The 15792-nt window shown below is 40.2% G+C and carries 12 protein-coding genes; 9 read left to right on the top strand and 3 right to left on the bottom strand.

Annotated features, from left to right (window positions below):
- Window positions 1-42: 42 nt before the first annotated feature.
- Entirely contained in the window at window positions 43-2532 is a 2490-nt protein-coding gene (locus tag M5U24_RS10365) for a DNA internalization-related competence protein ComEC/Rec2 (RefSeq protein WP_099325663.1), read from the bottom strand.
- 93 nt (window positions 2533-2625) lie between these two features.
- Here M5U24_RS10365 and M5U24_RS10360 point away from each other — a divergent pair, with 93 nt between their 5' ends.
- Together M5U24_RS10360 and M5U24_RS10355 are read left to right on the top strand one after the other, a co-directional pair.
- Complete coding sequence (locus M5U24_RS10360) at window positions 2626-2955, top strand: DUF433 domain-containing protein (protein ID WP_230405704.1); 330 nt, start codon at window positions 2626-2628, stop codon at window positions 2953-2955.
- Window positions 2945-3184: a hypothetical protein gene (locus tag M5U24_RS10355; protein WP_099325664.1), complete on the top strand. Its 240-nt coding sequence runs from the start codon at window positions 2945-2947 to the stop codon at window positions 3182-3184. The genes M5U24_RS10360 and M5U24_RS10355 overlap by 11 nt, the downstream gene beginning before the upstream one ends.
- On the opposite strand, the gene M5U24_RS10350 is transcribed toward M5U24_RS10355, so the two are convergent.
- Window positions 3166-3813, bottom strand: coding sequence for a transaldolase family protein (locus M5U24_RS10350; RefSeq protein WP_099325665.1), 648 nt, complete (start codon window positions 3811-3813; stop codon window positions 3166-3168). The two genes, M5U24_RS10355 and M5U24_RS10350, sit on opposite strands and share 19 nt — an antisense overlap.
- Before the next feature lie 401 nt (window positions 3814-4214).
- Here M5U24_RS10350 and M5U24_RS10345 point away from each other — a divergent pair, with 401 nt between their 5' ends.
- Window positions 4215-7034: a radical SAM protein gene (locus M5U24_RS10345; RefSeq protein ID WP_157820579.1), complete on the top strand. Its 2820-nt coding sequence runs from the start codon at window positions 4215-4217 to the stop codon at window positions 7032-7034.
- Window positions 7035-7141: 107 nt separating this feature from the next.
- Here M5U24_RS10345 and clpX read toward each other — a convergent pair whose 3' ends face one another.
- Entirely contained in the window at window positions 7142-8404 is a 1263-nt protein-coding gene (clpX, locus tag M5U24_RS10340) for an ATP-dependent Clp protease ATP-binding subunit ClpX (protein ID WP_230405703.1), read from the bottom strand.
- Window positions 8405-8783: 379 nt separating this feature from the next.
- On the opposite strand from clpX, the gene M5U24_RS10335 reads away from it, so the two are divergent.
- The 6 genes from M5U24_RS10335 to M5U24_RS10310 all read left to right on the top strand — a co-directional run bounded on the left by M5U24_RS10335 (window position 8784) and on the right by M5U24_RS10310 (window position 15791).
- On the top strand, window positions 8784-9371 hold the full coding sequence (locus tag M5U24_RS10335; RefSeq protein WP_099325668.1) for a 4Fe-4S dicluster domain-containing protein: 588 nt from the start codon (window positions 8784-8786) through the stop codon (window positions 9369-9371).
- A gap of 165 nt (window positions 9372-9536) precedes the next feature.
- Window positions 9537-10493, top strand: coding sequence for an Mrp/NBP35 family ATP-binding protein (locus M5U24_RS10330; RefSeq protein WP_230407998.1), 957 nt, complete (start codon window positions 9537-9539; stop codon window positions 10491-10493).
- Window positions 10494-10782: 289 nt separating this feature from the next.
- Window positions 10783-11025: a hypothetical protein gene (locus M5U24_RS10325; protein WP_298202363.1), complete on the top strand. Its 243-nt coding sequence runs from the start codon at window positions 10783-10785 to the stop codon at window positions 11023-11025.
- A complete protein-coding gene (locus M5U24_RS10320; RefSeq protein ID WP_298202361.1) occupies window positions 11004-12200 on the top strand; it encodes a HAMP domain-containing protein in 1197 nt (398 codons plus the stop codon). Before M5U24_RS10325 ends, M5U24_RS10320 begins: the two co-directional genes overlap by 22 nt.
- The gene (locus tag M5U24_RS10315) at window positions 12148-14394 is read left to right on the top strand and encodes a PAS domain S-box protein (protein ID WP_298202359.1); all 2247 of its coding nucleotides are present in this window, start codon (window positions 12148-12150) and stop codon (window positions 14392-14394) included. The genes M5U24_RS10320 and M5U24_RS10315 overlap by 53 nt, the downstream gene beginning before the upstream one ends.
- Window positions 14395-14408: 14 nt before the next feature.
- Complete coding sequence (locus tag M5U24_RS10310) at window positions 14409-15791, top strand: sigma-54 dependent transcriptional regulator (protein ID WP_099325671.1); 1383 nt, start codon at window positions 14409-14411, stop codon at window positions 15789-15791.
- The last annotated feature ends 1 nt before the right edge of the window (window position 15792 follow it).

Genomic DNA, 15792 nt, shown 5'->3' with positions numbered 1-15792 from the left:
GCAAATCAAGCAAAAAACTATAATGCTTTTATTGTCAGGGAATTAATTCCTGTAAACAGAGTACATTATACCATTCTTGTTTAGTAAAAATGTTATAGCGCCATCCCGATGTGTTTGAGTTGTTACGACATGGTAATCATTTAATGTATTGGTTGTCATGTGGGACACCGTATTATGCTGCGAGTTGATAAAGGCATATGACGGCTGAACCCTATTGATAAACTGCGGCAGGTTTACTGAATAAGAGCCGTGATGCGGTATCTGCACAATGTCTGACCTGATGGCCTGCTGTTCTGATAAGAGTGTGTTTATCCCTTGCTTTTGAATATCACCACATAAAAGAATGGAATGCCCGGAATATTCAATCTTCACTACGCAGGAATTATCATTTGTTGATAAAGAAGATGAAGGGGAAAAAGAGGGATGGAGTATCTTTACCGTTACGGGTTCAAAACCTTTTATCTCTAATCCATGGGAAAGCGCAGCGGTATGAATATTTTTTTTATGGAGACGTTCGTGTATTATACGGCCTGTTTCCGATTGGAAAAAATATGGTTGTGAATACACTCGTTTTACGTTGAATCTTTCGATGATTGAAGGCAAACCGCTCCAGTGATCATTGTGTTCGTGGGATAAAATTACCAGGTCGATTTTTTTGATTTTTTCACTCCATAAAAAAGGCGCGACGATTTGTTTTCCCACATCATAATTGTGCCATGTACCTGCATCGTACAGGATGTTTTTCCCGTTGGGGAATTGAATAAACAGGGCAGCGCCATGCCCAACATCTAAGCAGGTCACTTTTAAAGCATGTGGCCTGGATTTTATTATACCGGAGAAGGTGAGAACATTAGCGCTTATCAGCCCCCATAGTACAATATGAAGATAGTGTATTGATAAATACGTGCGATAAAGAAGGAAGAAGAGCAGCAAATAATAGACGAAAATCCCTGTTAAAGAAGGCCCAATCACATAAAAATGGGAATACGGCAGGAAAGACAACGTTGAAACAATTGATTCCAATGCGATATCAGTGGCAGACGCCAGCCATGCAAAAACCGAAGCGAATGGAGGAAATATGGTCCCGAAGAATAACAAAACAATCCCGCTGACAATGATAATCCAGAATAAGGGAAACACTATGATGCTTATTACGGATACGTATGGCGTGAAAAGATGAAAGTAATATGCGGTGAGTGGCAGGGTGGCAATCCACGCTGCCAGAGAGACGCAAAGGAGTTTACGTACATATTTTTTTATAAAAAATAACCTGCCTCGTTCTTCAGGCGCCTGTAATTTTTCTACAAACAAAGCAGTCTTAAATAACACTGCCTCAATCTTTGGCGCACCATAGACGATGCCCATCGTTGCCATGATTGACAACTGAAACCCAATGCTAAAAAGGTCTGATGGATTTTGCAGGAGAATAAATAATATTGCCGTAAAAATACTGCTGGTGATGTCCCATTGCCTATGCACCAAATAGCCGCAAAAGAAAACAATGGCCATGATGCCCGCGCGTTGCACCGGTGGGTTAAAGCCCGTTAAAAGTGCATAGAAAATGGTAACGAACACTATTATACCTATGGTCGCTGTTTGATTGACGCCCAGGGCACGCAGCGGCAACAGCACGGTAACTATTACTATTCCAACATGAAAACCGCTGATGGCGATGAAGTGGATGATCCCTGTTTTTGCAAAAGTATCAATTGTTTCTACCGATAACCCCGCCCTGTTGCCTAATAACATGCTGCTGATTAACGGAGCACTATTACTGAAAGCGTGAGTGTAAATGGTGTTGTTTAAGTAATTTCTTAAAGCGTATATAAAACTATAAAACCGGCTGCGGAACGCGGGGTCTGCTATTTTTATGTTATTTATGTGTAGTATGGTCATTAAGGAATTAATAGACGGTTTTTGCCTCTTTAGATAATTTTCATAGTTAAACTCTCCGGGGTTGCCCGGTGTTTTGGGAAGATATGCGTGGCCAAGCAATTCCACTCGTTGACCGTAGACTAATTCTTGTAATGTGATGCCTGAAAGTAATTCCTCGTCCTGCAGGTATACGGTAACCCTGATGTGTCCAAATATTTCTTCCCATCCGGATACGGTTTTCATCTCTTTTGCCTGCAGTATGAAGGATATTTTATGGTGAGATTTTTCACCAAAGGTATTTGATTGGCGATTCAGAAATAGTTTATTATGTGCGTTTCCCTCCAAAATAATGGGAGGTTTGACAATTATTCCCCTTACGCGGAGTAAAGATTTTTGCGTACCCAGCGCGTGTTCAATGTGATTGCGTGGGATAAAATCATTACGGCAATCGTAGTAGGCAACGGCAAGGATAATGATAAAAATACACAACAATGGCAGCAGGAATACGCAACTTTTGTTTAAAAATAAGGTGAAAAAACATACTATCCAGAAGAACAGGCATATTCCAAGGGTTATGGAGAGGGGAATTTTTGTCTGAGATCCAAGATAAATACCGCAGAGAAATAAAAGTGTAATGGGGATGATAGGTCTTTGCATATTTTTGGATAAGGCAGGTTAATAACGGTAACACTTTGGTTTTTTGGGAAAAGTAATTGTTAAATCATTGCGTAAAGCCTTATTTAACGAAAAATGTTAGTTGAATGCTTGATTAATGTCAACGTAATTGGTTATATTTACGAAGGGTTAAATTGTAACGGTATTGTAGGTATTTCATTTATCGGGGAGGCAATAGCAATGATTTATAAAGGGAAAATAATAACAGATCCGGCAATAATGCTTGGTAAACCTATAATTAAAGGGACGCGAATAACCGTTGAACATGTTCTGAGAAAGCTATCGGAAGGTATAACCGTAGAAGAATTATTAGAGGTATATCCTCATCTCACAAAAGAGGATATCCTGGCTGCTCTTTCATATTCCGCAGACGTAATTGAACTGGAGGAATTAATTGCCACTTAAAATCCTTGCCGATGAAGATGTTGATTTTCGGCTAATAAAAAATTTAAGGACTACTGGAAATGCCCACCCCAAATTGCTGTTCGGGAACGTAACGGCGCCGGAAACTACATCTGCGGGTTCAGGTTACAAACCTGGACCCGCCTGGAATCTTTTGAATGACAAATCCGTTTCAATCCTTTCAATAATTTCAGAAAGCTTCTTATCTCTTATTCATTTTACTTCAATCTGAATCCCTGTTCCCCCTGAGTTGAACTGACGCACCGCTTCTTCCGAATGTTCATGAATGCACAATGTGGATAATATGTTAAAAGGCAAGGTCAGATGGTCGGCGCCGCAAAGAAGCGAGCTGCTTGCTTCTTCAGAAGATTTGATGCTTGCCGCCAGAATTTCCGTGGTGCTACCGTGAAGTATCTTTGACATTGCATTCAGAAGCGCAAGCCCGTCTCCTATCAACTTTGTTGCGCGGTTAACATACACCGCAATGTATTGTGCGCCTGCCTCACTTGCCACTAATGCCTGTGATACGCTGTATAGTGCAGTTACGCAACAGGGTATTTCTTTTGAAAGAGAATAAACTGCCTGAAACCCGGCGGCAACCGGAGGGATTTTCAGTACAAGCTGGTCGCCTGCAATCTCTTTTGCCATACGGGCTTCCTTATGCATGTCTTTACTATTAGATGAAATAAGCTGATAAAACAGCTTTCCCATATTGAGTTCTGCAAGTTGTGCTAATACGGATTCAGCCTTCCTGCCTGCTCCGGCAAGGAGCAAGGGATTTGTCGTAATTCCTTTAACCCATCCGAAATCCTTTGCTATCTTTGCTTCTTCCGGAGTGGCGGTATCTATAAATATTGACATAAATGATGTATATTAAAAACTGGGAACCCAAGGCTGGCATAGCCAGAACCAAACAAGTGCGAGATAAAAAATACGAAGCACGAAATACGAAACAAATTCCCAAATCCTCCCCCTTGCCAGCTCCAAAGGGGGAGAATGTCCCCCGCTGGCGGGGGTGCAGGGGGTGGATTCGTATTTAGCATTTCGTATTTCACCATTAAATATTTTGCCAAAAAATGCAAAGAAATTACTGCTAAGGTACTAAAAAGGGGGGCTGAATCATGGATTATTCACGTTACAATTCAAATCATTGTAAAATCACTGCCTATCAGATACAATGCCATATCATACCTTTTATACACTGTTGTGTAAACAATCACATAATTTTTTAATTTCTTTCACTGCCCACTATGTTTTGTACAATGCCAGCAGATTGTCTAAAATCTTCTTCTGAAATCCGTCAGTGGTATGAAGAGAAGTATTACTCTCTTTCTATTGCAGGTCTTTGGTTAAAAGGCGGGGAGCCTAATACTATGTCCCCAGCCCTGTTTTCTGAATCTGAAGTGCGATTTCTTATATGCCGCCTGTCAACATACCGCGATGTGTCTGCTTCTATCTCCCACGCATTGATAGCGCAAATAGCACAGGAAACCGAAGGGGTCTTTACCGACTTTGCCTTTCTTCCGCCTCCCAAAGACCTGAAAATAATGATCGATGCAAAAATTCCACTTTGGGTGGGAACCACCACAAAGGAGCCGCCTTGTGCTTTTGACGTCATTGGTATAAGCAACTCCTTTGTGCTGGAAATGCTTAATTTGCCCAAATTATTGCTCTTTTCAGGCATACCCCTTTATAAAAGCGAGCGCATTGATCAAAATACTATTCCTCTGATTGTGCTGGGAGGCGCTAATGCTGCTGTTACCCAAACACTACACGGAACGGTGAATGAACAGGGCGGTAAAAATCATTACGGACTTGTGGATGCTGTGTTTATTGGCGAAGGAGAGTACGCCGTAAAACAATTCCTTGAAATAGTAAAACAAGGAAAGGCACTTGGCTGGACAAAGGCAAGGATATTAAAGGAATGCCACGGCAAAGTAGACGGGTTTTATGAACCCGATAAATATGAACACCGCTATAAAACAATTGTACAAAACAATCTATCGGCACAGGAATTATCGGAAATTGCCCCGAAGGCGCCTTACGTATCCTGTCCGGTAAAGAGCGCCATAGTATATGACCTTGATCAAACACGGACGCTGGAATCAGGCCCGATATGGTATGACCCTGAAAATTTGGGCAGCGGTAGTATACAAATCAGCAATGGATGCCCATGTTTTTGCTCGTTCTGTGCGGAAAGCTGGGAGCGGAAACCGTACAGGGAAAGATCGCTGGCAAAATTGTCAGAAAGTATGAAAAAGGCAAAGGCGCTTCAGGGGCTGGATACCATAAACCTCATGAGTTTTAACTTTAATACCCACACGGAACTCTATCCCATGATCCTGTCGTTTTACCGGGAAATCACCAATGTAAATCTGAAAAGCCAGCGCTTCGACCTCCTCTCTACAGATAAATTCCTCGCAGAGGTGCAAAGAATCATTGGCAAGACTACGGTAAGCTGTGGTATGGAAGGCATCAGTGAACGATTGCGCCGTTACCTGCATAAGAATCTTACCGAAGACCAAATATATACTGCCTGTGAATATTTATTCGAAAATGGTATGCGGGAACTCAAGATTTTTTTGATTTACACAGGACTTGAAAACAAAGAAGATCTTGAGGAATTCAGCAGATTTGTGGAAAGCCTCGCCGATTTAAAAAACCTCTCTCATTGCAAAACAAGGGTTATTTTCAGCCTGACGCGTTTGTACTATCCGCCACACACTCCACTCCAATTCGATATTTGCAAGACAGCGCTTGAGGAAAATAAAAAGATATTTATTGCAATAGAAAATATATGCAAAGTCAACGCTATGGAATTTCGTGAAAGCGCCTCCCATGAAGATACCTGGCTGATGCAGCTCCTGGCAATGGGTGATCGCAGATTAACCCCCGCCCTTATACGTTCATCGATTGCCGATGATTTTATTTATTACAATACGGTTCCCAAACAAGTGAAAAAGAACTGGAAAATATATTTAGAGGAGTCAGGTCTTTCAGAAAATGACTTTTTTCAAAAAAAGAGCGAAGAGCGGATACTCCCCTGGGATGAAATTGATACAGGCATTACTAAACATTTTTTATGGAAAGAATACGAACGTTCCATAAATTTTACCGAACAGGATTACTGTTTAGGCAGGGAGGGTATTGAAGTAAATTGTACTGGCTGCGGCGCATGCCCAACGGCAACTCATAAAAAAAGCCTGACCCAACACACCACTTTTCCTCCCTTTTTGCGGGAAGATATTAAACATGTTGCCGACGGCAAAAAAAATCAGATTACACTGCGGGTTATTGCCGAAATCGACCCTGTCCTGCGTTTAATCCCGAAACGTTTTATAGGGGTAGCTATTGCGCGTTCTCTTATGATGGCGCTGCCCCACATTACCCCTTATTATTACGCCTTATCAGGGTATATAGGAGAATTTATAGATGGAAAACCGGCGGTAGATTTTGCTTATGGCATAAATATCTATCACCTTTCTTTCCTTTCAAATGCCATCACAGAAGAAGCATTACAACGGGAAACGCTCGCCGGGAAAATTGCCGGTATACAAAAATATTGTTCCGGCTTCAGCATACATGAACTCATACCTGAACCAACAGACAAATCAGACGTAAAATTCATACTTTACAAAATGCAATTTCCACCGGATATTTCGGAGTCCCTTATTGAACAAACATTGGGGAAATACCTTCATGACACCTATGTAAAACATACCTTATTGAAAAGAGGCGGCGGCATTATATTTAAAGTAAATGAAAAGAGTAAAAAAAAGGCGTCTGTTATTTATGCCAGAATTGATGCATCCACAGCGGGGCATGAAAACGGATTCCAACTCATCATGCTCGTAACACAACGCTTTGATTTCAGATCGTTTCTTGCGGCATGCTATGGGTTTGAAAGAAGGAGGGAAATCATTCGTACAAAGATTGAAGCGTTAGGATATTACCGTAGAAAAATTGATCTAATAGAAAACAAGAAATGCGTGGTATGCAACAGTTTTATACATGAAGACACCTTTGCAGGTAAATCAGCGAAAGAAAATCAGTGTCTTGTTTGCAGTATAGATGCGGATTAAATGCCGCCTAATGAAAAATAATTACCTTGGGTTTTAAGGTACTATGTTTGTAACTACACAGAGGGGGACGTTCAGTTGTTCTTATATATATCGGGGCGGGAAAATTGTCACGCCGTTTTCTTTAATTCCTGGGCAATCAAAGGTATCTTGCCATTCACAACGTCAGGGGTAACTAAAAAGGTTGAACCATTTTTACAGTCAGGCAAGTGATACATAGGATCTAACATAAAACTTTCAAATACAGAACGTAATGCCCTTGCGCCAGTTTCTTTTTTCAGCGCTATTTTACTAATTGCCATCAGTGCCTCATCGGTAAATTCCAGTTTAGCATTTTCCATTTCAAAGAATTTTTGGTATTGCTTTACCAATGCATTCTTCGGCTCAGTCATTACCTTGATCATATCCTGTTCCGTAAGCGGCAATAATGATACAATTACCGGCAATCTCCCCATAAACTCCACAATCATGCCGTATTCAATAAGGTCTTCAACTTCAACCTTATTCAGAAGAGCGCCCAGGGATGTATCATTATCGGAGGTTTCGTGAGTACTTTTTTTTGTATCAAATCCAATACTCGCCTTGCCAATCCTCCTCTTAATAATCTCATTAACGCCGCTAAAAGTTCCGCCGCAAATAAAGAGGATGTTTTTTGTGTCTATCTGTATATATTTTTGCTCCGGATGTTTTCTTCCCCCCTGGGGAGGGACATTCGATACCACACCTTCCAAAATCTTTAATAATGCCTGCTGTACCCCTTCACCTGAAACATCCCGGGTAATGGAACTGCTTGCATTCTTTCTTGCGATTTTATCTATTTCGTCTATGTAAATAATTCCCTGCTGTGCGCGCTTTACATCAAAATCCGCATTTCTTAACAAACCCAGCAAAATATTTTCTACGTCTTCTCCAACGTATCCTGCTTCTGTCAGAGTTGTTGCATCTGCAATAGCAAAAGGAACATTGAGCAGTTTCGCGAGTGTGCGGGCTAAAAGCGTCTTGCCGGAACCTGTAGGGCCAATTAACAGGATATTGCTTTTTTCTATTTCAACCTCATCATCCTTGCCTCTGTTGCTTGTTAGCAATCGTTTATAATGATTATATACAGCAACGGCAAGTGTTCTTTTTGCCTTTTCTTGTCCTATGATGTATTCGTTTAATTTATCATTTATTTCCATCGGAGTAAGAATTTTGCCCGCCGGCCTAACATCGGCGACGGAGGCATGCTCTTTCTTAAACAACATGTAGCATGTGTCAACACATTCATTACAAATAAAACTGTTCGCATTCCCCTGTATCAATCGCCCTATGGCTTCACGATTTCTACCACAAAAGGAACAGGTCATTTTATTATCAGCGGTCTTTTTTGCCACTTTAAAGCTTCTCCATAAAACGAAAAAGGTATATATGATACATAACGCAACTAAGCTGCAATCAGAAGGAGTTTTACCACGAAGAGTACGAATGGCGCGAAGAAAAACTTATAAAAAAAGTAGTTTTGTCGGGTAATACTATGAATGGTGAATGTAACAAACAATCAAAAAAGATGCAAATTTATTTTAATGGGTTAGTGGGAGAGATATCGTAACAGAAGGTGTTTATGGTTAAAGAATTCTTATTCCCCCACTTTTTTTGGCATTAGATTATGATAAGGATTTGACCTTGACAAGATATTTTAATTGAAGTAGATTCATTTTAGGATTTATCATTAACTAAAACTTCTCATTATTTTTGATTGTTGCGGGATTTGAAATGGGCGACTCTGATAAAATTGTTGACAGGCGACAGTTCTTTAAAGACTTATTTTATTATGTTGGCAACAAAGCCGCAGATTATACAAGCAAAAAAATCGACCGGATAATGCCAAAAGGGGATTATTTGCGTCCTCCAGGAGCAATAGAAGAAACGGAATTTCTCTCATTATGCACCCGTTGTGATGAGTGCATAATGGTTTGTCCCGCAAAGGCCATTAAGCGATACGAAGGGTTCATGGATGTGGCGATTGGCACTCCCGTTATAAAACCAAAGGAAAGTCCGTGTGTATTATGTAACGGGTTATTGTGTATTGAGGCGTGCAAAGACGGCGCATTAAAGCCCGTCGATACTGTTACTCAGGTAAAAATGGGGATTGCACGTATCAATAAGTCACAATGCTTTGCATGGGACGACCAGGATTGTCACCTGTGTTATATTAAGTGTCCTTTACAGGATGAAGCCTTGTATCAGGAAGACGGCAAACCGGTAATTAACGAAGAAAAATGTGTCGGTTGTGGTATTTGCGAATACGTATGCAGTACGATAAACAGTACGTGTGCAATCAAGACGCTTCCGCAGGGTTAACGTCCGTAAAAAATATCATACCATTAACACACACTATGTTAGAAAAATGCGGAGAAAGATGCGGTATTTTTCTTTATTGGAACAGGTAATTTTTTCATCTCACACCAACAAATACGTTGTGCCATTTTTGGCGTCAGCGATTAGAACAAACTTATGAAAGGGGTAATGATGTCTGACTGTAAGATACCGTTTACTTGTGAACTTTGTGATAAACAGTCTTCCTGCCAATTAGACCATATAGAACACAATAAGTGGGCAATCGCCCAACGCATGAAGGAGATTACCTACAAAATCGTTGTAATAAGTAATAAGGGCGGTGTGGGAAAAAGCACCGTCACTACAAATCTTGGCGTGACATTGGCTTTGAAGGGATACAAGGTAGGCGTTGCCGACGCGGATATACACGGGCCAAATATACCCATGATGCTGGGAGTAGAGGGACAAAGACTTAAGGGGACAGAAGAAGGCATACTACCGTTAGAAGTGCTCCCAAATTTAAAGATTGCCTCTCTTTCCTTTCTCATCGAAGATCCCGCGCTTCCCATAATATGGAGAGATGCCGCAAAGTGGGATTTTTTATGTGAATTAATGGGAAGTATCTGTTGGGGAAAACTTGATTATCTGCTGGTTGATTTACCGCCTGGCACAGGCAACGAGGCCATTTCAATCATTGAACTTATTGGCAAAGTGGATGGTTCTGTTATTGTCACTACGCCCCAGGATGTAGTTTTGCTTGATGTAAAGAAATCGGTTTATTTCTCGAGAGACAGCAATGTGCCGGTCATTGGCGTGGTAGAGAACATGAGTGATTTAGTATGTCCCCACTGCAAAGGGCACATAGAAGTGTTTAAAACGGGAGGCGGCGAAAAGATTTGCAAAGAATTAGGATTGACATTTCTTGGCAAGATACCGTTGGATCCTGAAGTCACAAAGAAATGTGATGATGGCGAGGCATTTGTAACTGCTTTTCCTGATTCGGAAGGAGCAAAGGCCTTTAGCGAGATAAGCAAAAAGTGTGAAGTATTTGTCAGAAAACAAACAGAAGAAAACACGGAAATAAGAGAATACAGGGAAGTCCCTTTTTTGGGTAAAGTACCTGTAGACCCTAACTTTGTTGAATAAGGAATGCTGTCTGAGTAGTTGTTTATAATGACTCCGCCCATACTATTCAAATAATAAGCGTATTCCTCACAAAACATACTCCGCTAACAACTGCCCGCCGCAAAATAATGTTACCCTCCCGCTGATTTTAACCAGGATAACGTAGGAGGGGTTTCTTGCCCGACTTTCAGGATTAACGTGTTGCAAAAAACAGGTGTTTTTTCATATTTTTCTCCCGATCCATCTGAGCGTCACGATCATAAAAAGAGAGAGAGATAACGGATATTTTAAAACAAAAAAGAGACCTCTTATGTTTCGTTCTATCAGAATAAAATTAATATTTTTCTTCCTGCTGGCTGTCCTTACTCCATTGTTGGTGATGCGTCTTATCGCTTATCCCACTGCACGAAAAGCTATCCATGAAACGACCATTAATAATTTACAACTGATTACCTCTAAAAAAGCTTTTCTGTTGAATGACCGGTTAAAAAAATACGGCGAGATGCGGAACATCTCGCAAAAAACCCTTTTATGGCTGCTGCTGTTTGTTTAGCAAAAGCAGATAACACTACCACCACACGATTCGTTTCTCTCCTATCCACGGAAAACAATTTACATGAATTTATTATCAGTGACATTGACGGTAATATTTGTGTGTCAACTGACGGTAGCATTATAGGGTTAAACATTGCCGGCAGTAAGGGTTTTCTCCAGGCAGGGGGTGGTGAAATATGTTTTTCAGAAACACCTCCTATAACTACATTTGATACACTTGAAGCACAAAACTGGCAGGCAATTTTTAACACATTATATGCCTACATACCAATAAAAGAAAATGGGCATATAGTGGGTATAGTAGTATTAAAATCAGACCTCTCTTTCCTCAGTAAAGAGATATTAGAAATACCACATGGAGATAATTACGCAGTACACATTATCAATAGGGAAGGGCAATTTATTGCCGGATTGGCTCCTGGAAAACTCCTCCACACTACAGGAAATTTTGCCAAAGAAATGCCACTAAAAACCCTCCTGACAGAACCGGGAACAAACCAATTTACCAGGAGTGTAAAAGCATGTTTAGCCGGCGCTAATGGATATGACATGATTGGTTATGTTAATAACGCCGGAAAAACCGTACTGGGGGCATGGCATTGGGTTCCCGAACTGCAGTGGGGTATTATTGTCGAAGTTGACGCAGATAAAATATCTCTCGTTATGAATGAACTTAAGAATTCTATATCAAAAATACTTTCTTATTTGACCGTTGCAGGCATTATTATGGCGATATCGGGGATCGCATTTGCTTTTATAACCGGCCAAAAAATAGGCACCCCCATTCTTACCTTAACAAAAGCAACTCGTAAAATGTCTGCCGGAGATTTTTCGCAACGCGTGGAAATAAACACACGGGATGAAATACAGGAACTGGGAGATGCGTTTAATGTCATGTCAGCATCCGTTCAGGGAAAAACAACAGCACTGGAAGAGGCGACAAATTTCTTAAAAAGCATTCTGGTCAGTTCTACGGAACATTCAATCATTGCAAGTGATCTTTGTGGAAATATTCTGGAATTTAACGAAGGCGCAACAAGAATGTTTCAATATGCGCCGGAACAAATGATAAACAAATCAAATATAAAAATGTTATACACCAGAGAAGAAATACTGTCTATTGGAAAAAAAAAAAAAAATTTTTTATTTCGGAAAATTTCAAAAAATACTTAAATCTGCATTATTTACCGGCAGCTACAAAGATGAAATGAAACTGGTGCGTAAAGATGGAAAAACATTTACCGGATATACAACCATCACCAGGAGGAATTCTTTCAGCGGCTCACCAACAGGTTACGTAATAATCATAAGGGATATTACCGAACAAAAGTTACTGGAAGAAGAGGTCAATAATTATACGGTTCACCTTGAAAGAATTATCGAAGAAAGAACACATAAATTAATCATCTCTGAAGAAAAATATAAACGTTTGTTCGAATCAAGCAAAGACGTCGTTTTTTTCTGTGATATAAATTGTCAGTTTGTCGATATTAATCAGGCCGGCATTGAATTGTTTGGTTATGACACAAAGAATGATATTTTACAACTCAACCTGATTCATCATTTATTTTACAAAGCGTCAGAAGGTAAAATAATAAAAGAAACCATAAACAAAAACGGTTATGTAAAGGATTTCGAAATAGCGTTAAAAAGAAAGGACGGCAGCAAAATTCCCTGTATGATGACCGGCAGCCTGAGAAGGGATATGCGGAACAACATCATTGGCTACGAAGGTATTATTATAGACCTGACTGAGTGGAAGAAGATTGAGCAGGAAAAAGATATCCTGAATAATATAAATAAAATATTAGCCTCAAGACTGGATATCAGAGAGGTTTATAAGTCCCTCAGCGAAGAATTTCACAAAGTAATTGCTTTTGACCGCTTAAGCATTGCATTGCTTGATGAAAAGAGGGTTGAATTTTTGACTTTCGCCGTTTCGAAAGATTATCGTTTTTCTGAATTGGAAGAGGGGGTGCAGTATTCTAAACAGGGTACACTGGCGGGAAAGGTGGTGGAAGACGGTGAGTTTTTTGTCGTTCACGATACTTCCAGAGGCCCGTTTTCAACAGACCCTATTTTATCAAAGGAAGGTATTAAATCCCGCCTGTCGGTCCCTTTAATTTGCAAGGGAGAAATCATAGGAAGCCTTAATTTCGGAAGCAAAAAGGTAAACAATTTTACAGAAGCACACGTGGATGTTATTAATAAGATTGTTCCGCAGCTAGCTATTGCAATTGACAATACACGCCTATTTGATAGAATCAAATACTCTGAGGAAAAATACAGAAATCTGGTAGAAGATATAGAAGACATCATCTTCCGTCTTGATAAAAACGGAAGGTTTATGTTCCTCAACAATGCATTAAAAAATGTAACGGGATACCTCCCCCAGGAGTTTTATGATGCACCTTCTTTAGCATTTAAAATAATCCACAAGGATGATGTTGCATTGGTTAAGCATATAACAAAAGAAATCATTGGCGGCAGAACAAAGGTATTTAAGGGTCTGGAATACAGGGTTTATTGCAAAAACGGCAAAGAACTCTGGTTTTCTCAAAACACATATCCTATAAAAAATAAGAACGGATGTGTGATCGGTGTTGAAGGCATTATACAAGACATTACTGAAAAAAAGAAAATAGAAGAGCAAATACGCCGTTCAGAGCGGCTGGCGTCCATTGGCGAATTGGCGGCTTCCATTGCCCATGAAATAAGGAATCCGCTCGGAGCAATATCAAATTCCGTCTGCATGCTGAAGAGAGATTTGGTTCTTAGCGACGATGATAAAAACCTGTTCAATATGGTTGTTGAAGAGACCGAGTGGCTGAATAATATAATTTCCAATTTCCTTACCTTTGCGCATCCCGCCGAATACCATTTTACCAAAAGTGACATTGCAAAAATGGTTGAGGAGACATTAATTCTTTTGAAAAAAGACGCCAGGTTCAACGGGAATATCAGGATTAAAAAGAACTATAGCAAAGCCCTTCCAAAGATATTTCTGGATAGAATCTGGATAAAAAAGGTATTCTGGAATTTATTGATAAACTCTATAGACGCCATGCCAAATGGAGGTGAAATCTCCATTAGCCTGAAAAAAACCGGAGTCCCGAATGATGATAAAATAGAAATTATCATTTCCGATTCAGGTATCGGCATACCGCCGGAAAGAATTAAAAAGATCTTTGAGCCTTTTTTTACCACAAAAAAATCAAGAGGCACCGGATTAGGGCTCTCCATCGTACACCGCATTTTAGACAATCATGACGGTACGATCGATGTAAAAAGCATACAAAACAGGGGTACAATATTTACAATCAGGCTACCGTTAAACAATAAGAAATCCCGCACCGTTTCCGTTTGAGGTTTTTAAAAATTATGTATACTATTCTTGTCGTTGAAGATCAAAAAAATATGAGAGAATCTCTTGTAATTGCTCTGAAAAGGGCTGGTTACAAGGTTACAGGGGTTGATAATGGCGAAATGGCCATACAACAGCAAAAAGAAATTGGCTATGATTTAATTATTGTGGACCTGAAAATGGGAATTATGGACGGACTTGAAGTGCTGTCAAACGTAAAAGAAATCAACCCCTCAACGGAGGTTATTGTCATGACTGCATTTGGCACTATTAACAGTGCTATCCAGGCGATAAGAGACGGGGCATACGATTACATCACAAAACCCTTTCATCTGCCCGATATGCTTTCCGTCATTGAGCGTGCACTGGAAAAGAAACGTTTGTCTGAAAAGGTCAATAATTTACAAAAAGGCACAAAAGAACATTACAAATTTGAAGGTATTATTGGCAATTCTCCGGTAATGATGCGAATACTGAATATACTGGCAGAACTGACGAACAGTGAAAGTACGGTATTAATAACCGGAGAAAGCGGGACGGGGAAAGAACTGGTTGCACGTTCCATACATAACAACAGTCCAAGAAGCAACAAACCATTTGTGGTAGTGAACTGTGGAGCACTGCCTGAATATTTGCAGGAAAGCGAATTTTTCGGGCATGTTATGGGTTCCTTTACCGGTGCGGTAAAGGATAAAAAGGGGCTGTTTTTTGAGGCGCAGGGGGGGACTTTATTTTTAGACGAAATTGGCGAGGCGTCGCTTTCCACCCAGGTTAAACTACTAAGGTTTCTGCAGAACGGAGAAATCCGCAAGGTTGGTGATAATAAACCTGTATTCCTTGATGTACGCGTTATTGTCGCAACGAATAAGGATCTTGAAGAATCTACTAAAAACGGCGGCTTTCGAAAAGATTTATTCTACCGGTTAAACGTCATAAGAATTCATGTACCGCCCCTTAGGGAAAGAAAAGAGGATATCCCCGCCCTGGTGAATTATTTTGTAAATGCGTGTTCACACAAACTCAACAAGAAAATACCTGAAATTTCCGAAACTGCGATGAGTACACTTTTAAACTACTCATGGTACGGGAATATCAGGGAATTGGAAAATGTGATTGAACGGGCAATTACATTATCAAAAAATGGCCGCATCATGCCGGCAGACCTTGCAATACAGGAATCCCTTTTTCATGATTCTATCGACATACTTCACGATTCCGGAGGAATCAGAGCCGCATTAGCCCAACAGGAAAGAAAAACAATTGTAGAATCCTTAAAGAAATTTGCAGGAAACCGCAAGCAAGCGGCAAATAATTTAGGAATTTCCACCACCACTTTGTGGAGGAAAATGAAGGAATACCACATCATACCAAAAATAAATTATAATGTTGAAAATGGTTGAG

It is taken from the genome of Candidatus Kuenenia sp. (assembly GCF_027493735.1).
Lineage (GTDB): Bacteria > Planctomycetota > Brocadiia > Brocadiales > Brocadiaceae > Kuenenia > Kuenenia stuttgartiensis_A.
Note: the sequence above shows the minus strand (reverse complement) of the source record. Positions and strands in the feature narration are given on the sequence as shown.

What these genes read in the sequence shown, in the direction of transcription:
- M5U24_RS10345 (WP_157820579.1), top strand. Translation starts at nt 4,215, where the DNA reads ATGCCAGCAGATTGTCTAAAATCTTCTTCTGAAATCCGTCAGTGGTAT.
- M5U24_RS10320 (WP_298202361.1), top strand. Translation starts at nt 11,004, where the DNA reads ATGGCTGCTGCTGTTTGTTTAGCAAAAGCAGATAACACTACCACCACA.
- M5U24_RS10365 (WP_099325663.1), bottom strand. Translation starts at nt 2,532, where the DNA reads ATGCAAAGACCTATCATCCCCATTACACTTTTATTTCTCTGCGGTATT.
- M5U24_RS10360 (WP_230405704.1), top strand. Translation starts at nt 2,626, where the DNA reads ATGTTAGTTGAATGCTTGATTAATGTCAACGTAATTGGTTATATTTAC.
- M5U24_RS10330 (WP_230407998.1), top strand. Translation starts at nt 9,537, where the DNA reads ATGATGTCTGACTGTAAGATACCGTTTACTTGTGAACTTTGTGATAAA.
- M5U24_RS10350 (WP_099325665.1), bottom strand. Translation starts at nt 3,813, where the DNA reads ATGTCAATATTTATAGATACCGCCACTCCGGAAGAAGCAAAGATAGCA.
- M5U24_RS10325 (WP_298202363.1), top strand. Translation starts at nt 10,783, where the DNA reads ATGTTTCGTTCTATCAGAATAAAATTAATATTTTTCTTCCTGCTGGCT.
- M5U24_RS10310 (WP_099325671.1), top strand. Translation starts at nt 14,409, where the DNA reads ATGTATACTATTCTTGTCGTTGAAGATCAAAAAAATATGAGAGAATCT.
- M5U24_RS10335 (WP_099325668.1), top strand. Translation starts at nt 8,784, where the DNA reads ATGGGCGACTCTGATAAAATTGTTGACAGGCGACAGTTCTTTAAAGAC.